This is a genomic window from Herbaspirillum sp. UBA812 (genome assembly GCF_002296545.1).
Lineage (GTDB): Bacteria > Pseudomonadota > Gammaproteobacteria > Burkholderiales > Burkholderiaceae_D > Herbaspirillum > Herbaspirillum huttiense.
In genome coordinates, this window is sequence record NZ_DBIC01000232.1 from 1 (window position 1) to 10463 (window position 10463).

Genomic DNA, 10463 nt, shown 5'->3' on the forward strand with positions numbered 1-10463 from the left:
CCTGGAATCCAATACCGGCGGCACCGCCAACACGCTGAGCATACGATCCAACAACAGTCTCTCCGCGATCAGCTTCGATCCGCAGCAGCAGCGACCCGGTGCCATGACGCAGATCCAGGCCGCGCGCGACGCCACCCGTGCGGCAGCCGGCAGCTATGCGCTGAGCGTGGAGCAACTGGCGCAGGCGCACAAGCTCAGCTCGGCCGGCATCAACCCCGGCACCACTTTCGACGTGGGTGTGCTGGCGATCAAGACCGGGCAGGGATCGACCGCGCTCATCAAACCCGCCAACCACACCCTCGCCGGCGTGCGCGATGCCATCAATGCGGCAGAGGCTGGCGTGAATGCCTCCATCGTCAGCGACGGCAAGCAGGAACACCTGGTGCTCACCGCCAAGGAGAGCGGCGCGCAAAACGCCATCCGGGTCTCGGGCACGGGAGACTTTGCGGTGTTCGCTTCCGATCCTTCCGGCAATGTCAGTACGGCGTCGGTCGCGCTGGAAAAACATTTCGGTACAGGGACCGTGAGCCTCACGGTGGGCACCCGGAATTTCAGCCTGTCACCGGCCTCCAGCACGGCGGGTGCCGCACCGGGCCTGGCCGACGTGGCAAGCGCCATCAATGAGGCCAAGGCCGGCGTCACCGCGACGGTGCGGCGCGAAGGCCAGGGTGACCAGGCCGTGGAACGGCTGGTACTGAGCAACGGCGGCAGCGATGCCATTCGCCTGCGCGGCAGCGGCGACTATGCGGTGCTCACGGCCAGCGCCATGGGCCAGCTGCAGCGCCCGCAGGACGCCCGCCTCAGCATCGATGGCGTGGCCATCACCGCCCCCGGCAACCAGATCCGCGATGCCATCTCCGGCGTGACGCTCAACCTGAGCAAGACCACCCGCAGCGGCGATCGCTTCACCCTCACCGTCAGCAACGACAACAGCGGTGCCAAGGAGGCGGTCAACAGCTTCGTCAATGCCTTCAATGCCTTGACCAAGTCGGTCGCCACACTGACCCGGCAAGTCCCCTCCAAGGTGCGCGGCCAGGCCGGCGAACAGGGACCGCTGGCCAGCGAAACGATGGTGCAGGCCCTGATGGGGCAGTTGCGCAACGCGGTGCTGGGGGCCGTGAGCGGCAATGAGCATGGCTCGCTGGCGGCCATTGGCGTGAGTTTCAAGAAGGACGGCACGCTGGCCCTGGACGACGCCCGCCTGGGCAAGGCCGGCAACACCAGCTTCGATGCTTTGGCGCGCCTGTTCACCGACAAGGGCGGCGTGGTCACGCGCAGCCAGGCCCTGCTGGACAAGGTGCTGGGCGAGACCGGGCTGCTGGCCGGCAAGACGCGCGGCCTGCAGAGCAGCCTCAAGACGGTCTCCGACCAGCAGGCCGCCGCGCGCGAACGCCTGGCCAACCTGCGCGACAGCTACACCAACCAGTTCAATCGCCTCAACCTGACGCTGGCCCGGATGCAGGCCTCGCAGTCCTACCTGACCCAGCAACTGGCGCGCCTGCGCAAGACCTGACGCCCTTTTTCAACTCACTCAACGGAACCACCACCATGAGCTTTCAACAGGGACTCAGCGGCCTGCAGGGCGCGAGCAAACATCTGGAAGTCGTCGGCAACAACGTGGCCAACGCCAGCACCGTCGGCTTCAAGCAGGGACAGGTGCAATTTGCCGACGCCTATGCCAACTCCATGAACCGCTCCGGCAATTCGCCGGTCGGCATCGGCGTGACACTGGCCAATGTCAGCCAGGCCTTCACCCAGGGCAACATCGCCACCACCAACAATGCGCTGGATGTGGCGATCAACGGCGACGGCTTTTTCCGCATGGCGGCCAACCTGAATGACCAGTCCCCGCGTTACGGACGCAATGGCCAGTTCCAGCTGAACAAGGATGGCTACCTCATCAACCCCAGCATGAACGGTGCCTATCTCACCGGCTATCCGGCCGGTGCCGCAGGCGGCGATCCGGTGCCGCTGAAGATCGATACGGCCACCCTCCCGGCCACCGCCACCTCGCGCATCACCACCAAGATCAACCTCGACTCGCGCAAGAGCGTGCCGACCATCAGTCCCTTCGATCCGGCCAATCCCAACAGCTACAACAATTCCACCGGCGCGACCGTGTATGACAGCCTGGGCAATCCGTATTCGCTGCAGACCTACTACGTGAAGAGCCCGCCGACCGGCAGCCCGCCCGCTACCACCTGGTCGGTGTATGGCACGCTGGACGGCAAGCTGATCAACGCCGCGCCGCCGGCCACCGGTCCGCAACTGCTGGGCACGCTGCGCTTCGATGCCACCGGTGCCCTCACCGCCAGCACCGGCATGACGGTCGACCTGAGCAGCATGGTCAAGGGCGGGGCCAGCTTCCCCACGCCCATCGCGCTGAACTACGCCGGCTCCACCCAGACCGGTTCGGCCTTTGCCAACCTGGCGCAATCGCAGGATGGCTCGCCGCCGGGCACGCTCTCCAGCTTCAGCATCGGCAAGGATGGCAGCCTGGTGGGCAGCTACAGCAACCAGCAAACCAAGGTGCTGGGCCAGATCGTGCTGGTCAACTTCGCCAACCCGAACGGACTGCAGCCGCTGGGCAACAATCTCTACCAGGCCACGGCGGCGGCCGGCAGTCCGCTGGTCGGCACCCCCACCACGGCCACCTTCGGCAGCCTGCAGGGCCGTGCCGTCGAACAATCCAACGTCGACCTGACCGCCGAGCTGGTCAACATGATCGTGGCGCAGCGCGTCTATCAGGCCAATTCGCAATCCATCAAGGTGCAGGACACGGTATTGCAGACGCTCATCAGCCTGCGATGAGGACGCACGCATGAGTCCCGGTATGTCCTTCGCCGCTGCCCCTGCCGCCAATGGTGCCGCCCTCACGCTGCCGGTCGCCCCGGCGCTGCGCGGCATGATCGATGCCGCCCTCAATGCAGTCATGGAAGAAGCGGCCGCCGAAGCACGGCTGACCATGGGCACGCTGGGGCGCTGCGCCGATTACGCCCTGGTCGGTGCACGGGTGCTGCGCCTCCTGCTCAATCGTCCTTATACGGCGCTGTCGGGCGGCGAGGTCATCGACTGCGGCAGCGGTCTCTACGTTGCCATGCATCCGGGCCGCAAGGCACGGCGCAGTGCGCGCAAGCTGTCTGAACTGAAGGATTACCATTGCTGGATCGAAGCCTTGCATCCGATGCCGGACGGCAGCCTGCGGCGCGAGATCATCGATTTCACCATGCGCCACGACCCGCTGGTAGCCGAGGTCTGCGGGCTGCCCTTCACGCGCTCGCATCGTCACGACTACCTGTGGGCCTGGCAGGAAGAGATAGCGCCGCTGCCGCTGGCGGCACGCGCGCAATTGCCGCCGCAGAGCCGCAGCGGCGACTGGATGTGGGTGGATCAGGATTGCCTGCGGCTGTTGAAGAAGTATGAGCAGGATCACGAGGGCCTGCTCGCTCGCCTCACCGGCCAGGTGCTGCACAAGCTGGTGGAGGCGATGCAGGCACAAGAAGAGGCAGCACAGATGCGCAGCACGGCCAGCCTCAAGCTGGCCTGAGCCGCGCAAGGGGTCGGTGTCCGCAGTGGCTCAGCCCAGCCGCGCCGGACTCAAGGCCGCGGCATCGACCCCGAAGCGCGCGATATGCGCCGGCACCGGTTCGCCCCGGATCAGGGCCGCATAGGCCTCGCCCGCCGCCGGTGACGACTGGATGCCATACCCGCCCTGCCCGGCAGCCCAGAAGAAATCCGGCACCTTGGCGTCGTAGCCGCCGACGAAACTGCCATCACTCACGAAGGAACGCAGGCCGGCCCAGACGTGCGCCGGACGCCGGATCTCCAGCGTCGTGCCGTTCTGGATATGGTCGATGGCGATGGCGATATCCAGTTCCTCGGCCTGCACGTCGTGCGGTCCGACCGGATCGGCATTGGCCGGCGAACCCAGCAGCAGGCCGGCATCCGGCTTGATGTAGAAAGATTCATCGACCGGCATGAACATCGGCCAGTGGGCGCTATCGGCCGGTGCCGCGAAGGTGAAGGCGGAACGCCGCTTCGGCACCAGGCCGATGGGGGCGGCTCCGGCCAGCTGACCGATCTCGTCGGCCCAGGCACCGGCGGCGTTGACGATGACGCCCGCGCGCAACTCGCCCTGACTCGTCTGCACATGCCACGTGCTCTCTCCCTGCTCATGGCCATGCTGCAGCGACTGCACCTCGGCATCGCACAGCACCCGTGCGCCCGCTGCCCGCGCCCCGCGCAGGAAGCCCTGATGCAAGGCATGCACGTCGATGTCGCTGGCATCTTCCTCGTAGACCGAGCCGATCAGGTCTTGCTCACGCAGCACCGGCACCATGGCACGGGTCTGCGCCGCATCCAGCCGCTGTACCTTGTCGGAGACCGAACGCACCAGGGCCTCATGGGCGTCGAGTTCGTCACGCAAGGCGGAGGTGGCATAGAACAATGCGCCCCGTGGCGTGAGCAGGGCATGTTCCGTAAAACCTTCCGGCGGATGATCGAAGAAGGCGCGGCTGGCGCAGGTCAGTGCGCGCACTTGCGGCGGACCGTAGCTCTCCATGTAGAGCGCGGCCGAGCGGCCGGTGCTGTGATAGCCCGGCTGCGATTCGCGCTCCAGCAGCAGCACGCTGCCGTGACGCGCCAGCCAGTAAGCGATGGAGGCACCGGCGATGCCGGCCCCGATGATGAGATAGTCGACGCGGCCTTGCTGGCTCATGGGCAAACTCCGTGATCTTTTCAGAGGGCGGCGATGACGGCCACTTCCACGTCCAGCCCCGGGGCCATCAGCAGTGCCTGCACGCAGGCGCGCGTGGGCGCATGGCCTGCAGGGACCCAGGCATCCCACACCGCATTGAAGGCAGCGAAATGCTCCGGGCTGGAGAGCCAGACATTGGCGCTGACGATGCGCTCGCGCGCGATCCCCTGGGCCTGCAACTGGGCATCGACCTTGGCCAGCACTTCGCTGGCCTGCTGCGGGATGGGCGCACCCGGATGGTCCGCCACCTGGCCGGCGACGAAGGCAAAGTTGTTGGCCAGCACCAGCTGGCTCATGCGGGCATTGGTATTGAAGCGTTGGATCGTGTTCATGGAATCGTTCAAGAATGAAATAATATAAATGGTTTATACCGCAGCCTGCGCCGCCGCTGCCGTCGCCGCACCATCGAAGATGGGCGGATGGGTAACCAGGGAGGTCAGCGCTGCGTTGACGGACTTCAGCTTCGCCAGGTCAGGCCGTGGCCGCTGCAATGTCTCATCGCCCGCGAACGCCGCCTCCAGCGCGCCGGCCCAGGCCAGCAAACGGGCATCGTCGCGGAAGGCACCGGTGACCTGCAAACCGAAGGGCATGCCGCGATGATCGCGGCCGCAGGGCAGCGAGATCGAAGGATTGGTAACAAGTGTGACCACATAGGTCAGGGCCAGCCAGCGATAATAATTTTCCAGCGGCGCGCCGTTGACCTCCTTCAGGTACAGCTCGCTCCACGGGAAAGGCGACACCGGCGTGGTCGGCGAGAGGATCAGGTCATAGCGCGCATACAAATGCTGGAAGCGACGGAACAGACGCGTCTGCTCGCCCTGCGCCCACGCGCAATCGGACAGGCTCATGGCCGCACCCATCTCGTAGTTGGCGCGGGTATTGGGGCCGAGCGAGGCGGGATCGCGGCGATAGGCGGCCTCGAACCCGGCCACGAAGGCTTCGGCACGGATCACGTCGAAGGCGCGATGGGCCTCGCCCATGTCGACCTCCACCGGTTCGCAGACCTGCACGAACCGGCCGATGGCCGCCATCTTCTGGCGAAACACCTCACGGATGCCCTCATCCACCGCACAGACACCGAAGTCTTCCGTATAGCCGATGCGCAGGCGCGACAGATCCACCGGCGGCAAGGCCGCGAACGCCGCGTCATCGACCGCGTAGCTCAAGGGATCGCTGGCATGCAGGCCAATGGTGGCGCGTAATTGCAGCACGGTATCGGCCACATTGCGGCCCATCGGACCGACTACCGAAATCGGCGTCCAGCCCAGCAGCTTGCGCTCGCTCGGTACCAGTCCCGGCGAGGGACGGAATCCCACGACGCCGCACTTGGCCGCCGGAATGCGCAGCGAGCCGCCGGTATCCGAGCCCGAGCACAGCGGCAGCAGGTCCACCGCCAGCGCCGCCGCCGAGCCCCCGGAGGAGCCGCCCGCATTGAGCAGCGGATTGAAGGGATTGCCGGTGGCCCCCCACACCGTATTGCGGCTGTTGGCCCCGGCCCCCATCTCGGGCACGTTGGTCTTGCCGGCCACGATGGCACCGGCCGCGCGCAGGCGCGCCACCAGCGCGTTGTCGTGTGCAGGTACGTTGCCGCGATAGATAGGCGAGCCGTAGGTGGTCAGCAAGCCTTCGGTTTCCTCGAGATCCTTGATGCCGATGGGCAGGCCGTGCAGCAGCCCCAGTTCAGCCCCGTCCATGACCGCCTGCTCGGCCGCACGCGCTTCCTTGCGGGCCCGATCGAAGCAGGTGGCGGTCACGGCATTGATGTGGGGATTGAGGTCTTCGATGCGGGCGATGCAGGCGTCCAGCAACTCGACCGGAGAGACTTGCTTGCTGCCGATCAGCTGGCGCAGTTCGACGGCAGATTTTTCGACGAGGGAATCGGACATGAATTTCCTTGTGAGTGGATCAGGCCGGCTGCATCTGGCCGCCGGTCTTGCTGGTGCGGATGAACAGGCTCACCAGCACCGAGAACAGGGCCGCGCCGATCAGGAAGCTGAAGGCGTAATCGTAGTTGGCAAAGGCGCTGACCAGGAAGCCGATCACCAGCGGCGAAATGAAGCCCGCCAGTTGCCCGCCCAGGTTGACCATGCCCACGCCGCTGCCCACCATCTGCGCCTGCAGCAACTTGGTCGGCAGCGCGATGCAGGTGGCCAGCACGAAGGACTTGAAGAAGTAAGCCAGGCATTGCCAGGCGATGACGCCCTCGACGGTCACGGCAGTGTACATGCAGTAGACGAAGACGGCGGTCAGCAGCGAGGAGGCCATCAGCAGCAGCTTCTCGCGGCCATCGAAGAAGCGCACCATGACCCAGCCGCCGATGGCGGTCGACAGACCGGCCATGATGTAGGGCAGCGGCAGCAGCAGGCCGACCGCCTTCAGATTGAGGCCGCGCACGGTCATCAGATAGGTCGGCATCCAGCTGTCGAGCCCCTTGTTGATGATGGACAGGCCAAACCACACCGCCACGATCTTCCACATCAGCGGCATCCTGAGCAGGGCCGCGAAGGCTTCCTTGTTGATGGCCTTGGGGCCATCCTTGCCGGGCCGTACCGGACGCACGCAGAACCAATACACGAGGGCGAACACCAGCCCGGCAATGCCGATGGTATGGAACACCGCGCGCCAGCCGAAATGCATGATCAGCGGTGCGATCAGCAGCGGGGCCAGCATGCTGCCGATGTAGTTGGAGGACATCAGCACCGAGGACATCTTGGGCCGTTCCTCACGGCTGAAGTTTTCTGCCACGCCCTTGACGCTGGCGGCCGGAAACGCGCCCTCGCCCAGACCGAAGATGAAGCGGATCACCACCAGGCTGGTAATCGACCAGGCCACGCCGGTCACGCCGGTGAAGACCGACCACAGCAGGATGGAGATGACGATGACGGGACGCGAACCGTAGCGGTCGGCCAGCCAGCCGCCGGGCAGTTGCAGGAGGGAATAGCCGAGGAAGAAACTCGACAGCAGGATGCCAAGGTCGGACGGCTTGAGCGCGAATTCGCTGGCGATCTGGGTGGCGGCAAAGGTAATGGCGGCGCGGTCGATGTAGGACACGCACCAGCCCAGATACAGCAGCACCAATACCAGATACTTGTAGCGTCCCTCGCCCTGCGCCTTCGTCATTGCAGCCTGTGCAGCATCCATGAAGCCTCCCTCGCGACGCGACGGCGGGCACCCTGCCGCCAATCGGTGAAAGCATCCTAAGCTTGCATATGGTTTGCCACAAGTACAAGTTTTCGAACCAGTGATTGCCGAATCGGCAAACCATTCCTACAATTGGTCCATGTCCATCATTCATACCCGTGTGCTGCAGGAGACCGCCGTGCGCTACTTCCTCGAAGTGGTGCGGCGCGGCTCCATTACCGAAGCGGCCAATACGCTCAACGTCGCCTCCTCGGCCATCAGCCGCCAGATCGCGCGGCTCGAAGCCGAACTCGACACGCCGCTGTTCGAGCGCGTCTCGCGCGGCATGCGGCCCAATGCCGCCGGAGAACTGCTGGCCGCGCACGCGCTGCGCCAGCAACTGGAAGCCGAACGCATCGGCAATGAACTGGCGGCCTTGAAGGGCTTGCGGCGCGGGGAGGTGAAGCTGGCGACCACTGAGGGTTTCGCGCTGGAATTCGTACCAGCGGCCATTGAGCAATTCTGCCGCCAGCACAAGGGCATCCGTTTCCAGCTCTCGGTGGGCAATGCCGTCCACGTGGCGCAGCAGATCCGCGAAGGCGCAGTGGACCTGGGGCTGACCTTCACCATGGCACCTGATCCGGACATCAAGGTCGAGTTCGCGCAACGCGCGCCCATCATGGCGGTGATGCGGCCGGACCATGTGCTGGCCCATCGCAAGCAGGTCAGCCTGTCGGAACTGGCTCCGTATCCGCTGGCCATGCCGCAGAAGAACATCACCATGCGGCGCCTGATCGATGCCTGCTGCAGCCGCCGCAACGTGCTGCTGGAGCCGACCCTGGCGGCGGACTCCATCAGCGCCCTGCTGTGTTTCGTGATGTCCGGCGACGGCATCGGCTTCTCGGCCGCGCTGCCCATCCGCAAGCTGGTGCGCGAAGGACAACTGGCCGCCCTGCCCATCCGCGACAAGGACATGAACACCCTGCAGCTGGAAATCCAATCCCTGGCCGGACGCACCTTGCCCAATGCGGCGCGCGCTTTCCTCAACGCCCTGATCGCGCGCGCCAGCGGGCGGCACTGAACTTTTACGCCATTTCAGCGCCTTGCAGCACCAACAGCGGTGCCAGATGGAAGGAATGTTCCAGGCGCGCCTGCGGGTCTTCCATGTGCTCGGCAATGACACCCATGCAGGCCGCCACCAGGCAGCGCGCCACATCGATGGGTGTCAGTCCGCGCCGCAGCTGGCCGCGTTCATAGGCGATATTGAGGGCGGCGGTCAGATGCTGCAGGGCGCGCAGGCTCAGCGACTCGATACGTTCACCCAATTCCTCCGGCAGCTCGGGCGTGCCGCGATAACGCAGTACCACTTCCATGCGACGCCGCTGCTGTACGTTGCGCAGGAAATCCAGCAGCTTCAGCCACAGCACCTCGCGCAGCAACAACAGGGGCTGCTCGCTCTGGCGATAGACCGCCAGTTCCGGACCAATGTCGAAGGGCCAGACCAGGTCATCGAACACGGCATTGACCAGGGACAGCTTGTCCGGAAAATGCCAGTACACCGCCCCGCGCGTAAAAGCCGCGCTGGCCGCCACGTGTTCCAGCGTGGTGGCCCGCACGCCGCGCCGGGCAAACGCAGCCAGCGCGGCATCGAGCAGGATGGCGCGGGTCTTGCCGGCGCGCGGGCTCATGGCGCGGCCGTGGCCAGGTCACCGGCGACAGGGCTGCCGGAGCGTTCCACCCAGCCGCCGCCGAGCGCCTTGTAGAAGGTCACCAGATTGGTCCAGCGCGACAGGCGCGTACCGATCAGGGTCTTCTGCGCCGAGTACAGGGTGCGTTGCGAATCGAGCACGGTGAGATAGCTGTCCACGCCATTGTTGAAGCGCGCCTGCGAAAGCCGGTACGAGGCATCGCTGGCGTCCACCAGATCCTCCTGCGCCTTCAGCTGGCGGCCCAGGGTATTGCGCTGGGCCAGTGCATCCGAGACTTCCTGGAAGGCGGTCTGGATGGCCTTCTCATACTGGGCCACGCTGATGTCGCGGCTGATGGTGGCGATATCCAGGTTGGCCTGGTTGGCACCGCCATCGAAGATCGGCAAGGAGATCTGCGGCACGAAACTCCACGAGCCCGAACCGCCCTTGAACAGGCCGGCCAGCCGCGCACTGGCCGTGCCCGCATCGGCGGTCAGGCTGATGCTGGGATAGAAGGCCGCGCGCGCCGCACCGATGTTGGCATTGGCGGCACGCAGCGTGCGTTCGGCCTCGACGATGTCGGCGCGCCGCTGCAGCAGATCCGAGGGCAGCCCCGGCGGAATGGTCGCCAGCGGACTGGCGGCGGCCAGTGCGGTATCCGGCAAACCCTGCGGCAGCAGCCGGTCCGGCAGGTCCTTGCCCACCAGCAGTACCAGGGCATTGCGGTCCTGGTCGACCTGGGCGGTGTAGCTCTCCACGTCCACGCGCGCACTCTCCACGCTGGTCTGCGCCTGGCGCAAGGTCAGCGCCGAGGACGAGCCCAGGTCGAAGCTGCGCTGCGTGAGCTCGTAACTGCTGCTCTGGCTGGCCAGCGTGTCCTTGGCCAGGCGCAGGCGGTC

General features: G+C 65.7%; 10 protein-coding genes. 4 read left to right on the top strand and 6 right to left on the bottom strand.

Annotation, left to right across the window (positions count from 1 at the left end; translation table 11 throughout):
• The 3 genes from fliD to B3873_RS15125 all read left to right on the top strand — a co-directional run.
• A partial coding sequence (gene fliD, locus B3873_RS15115) for a flagellar filament capping protein FliD (protein WP_286867064.1) occupies nucleotides 1–1513 on the top strand: 1513 nt, incomplete at its 5' end.
• A 35-nt stretch (nucleotides 1514–1548) separates the two neighbouring features.
• Complete coding sequence (gene flgE, locus B3873_RS15120) at nucleotides 1549–2811, top strand: flagellar hook protein FlgE (protein WP_034333790.1); 1263 nt, start codon at nucleotides 1549–1551, stop codon at nucleotides 2809–2811.
• A gap of 10 nt (nucleotides 2812–2821) precedes the next feature.
• Complete coding sequence (locus tag B3873_RS15125) at nucleotides 2822–3547, top strand: hypothetical protein (RefSeq protein ID WP_134221749.1); 726 nt, start codon at nucleotides 2822–2824, stop codon at nucleotides 3545–3547.
• A gap of 30 nt (nucleotides 3548–3577) precedes the next feature.
• On the opposite strand, the gene B3873_RS15130 is transcribed toward B3873_RS15125, so the two are convergent.
• From B3873_RS15130 to B3873_RS15145, 4 genes are read right to left on the bottom strand one after another with little or no spacing between them, the layout of a single operon-like run.
• Nucleotides 3578–4717 carry an NAD(P)/FAD-dependent oxidoreductase gene (locus B3873_RS15130; RefSeq protein WP_286867066.1) on the bottom strand — a complete coding sequence of 380 codons (1140 nt, stop codon included), beginning with the start codon at nucleotides 4715–4717 and terminating at the stop codon, nucleotides 3578–3580.
• Nucleotides 4718–4737: 20 nt separating this feature from the next.
• The gene (locus tag B3873_RS15135; RefSeq protein WP_134221747.1) at nucleotides 4738–5088 is read right to left on the bottom strand and encodes a RidA family protein; all 351 of its coding nucleotides are present in this window, start codon (nucleotides 5086–5088) and stop codon (nucleotides 4738–4740) included.
• A gap of 33 nt (nucleotides 5089–5121) precedes the next feature.
• Entirely contained in the window at nucleotides 5122–6642 is a 1521-nt protein-coding gene (locus B3873_RS15140; protein WP_286867068.1) for an amidase, read from the bottom strand.
• 19 nt (nucleotides 6643–6661) lie between these two features.
• Nucleotides 6662–7897, bottom strand: coding sequence for an MFS transporter (locus tag B3873_RS15145; protein WP_286867070.1), 1236 nt, complete (start codon nucleotides 7895–7897; stop codon nucleotides 6662–6664).
• Nucleotides 7898–8036: 139 nt separating this feature from the next.
• Here B3873_RS15145 and B3873_RS15150 point away from each other — a divergent pair, with 139 nt between their 5' ends.
• Nucleotides 8037–8957 carry a LysR family transcriptional regulator gene (locus tag B3873_RS15150; RefSeq protein ID WP_039788761.1) on the top strand — a complete coding sequence of 307 codons (921 nt, stop codon included), beginning with the start codon at nucleotides 8037–8039 and terminating at the stop codon, nucleotides 8955–8957.
• A 4-nt stretch (nucleotides 8958–8961) separates the two neighbouring features.
• On the opposite strand, the gene B3873_RS15155 is transcribed toward B3873_RS15150, so the two are convergent.
• Entirely contained in the window at nucleotides 8962–9564 is a 603-nt protein-coding gene (locus tag B3873_RS15155; RefSeq protein WP_204725107.1) for a TetR/AcrR family transcriptional regulator, read from the bottom strand.
• Nucleotides 9561–10463, bottom strand: a 903-nt coding sequence (locus B3873_RS15160) for an efflux transporter outer membrane subunit (RefSeq protein WP_286867073.1), incomplete at its 5' end; no start/stop codon positions are given. The genes B3873_RS15160 and B3873_RS15155, both read right to left, overlap by 4 nt.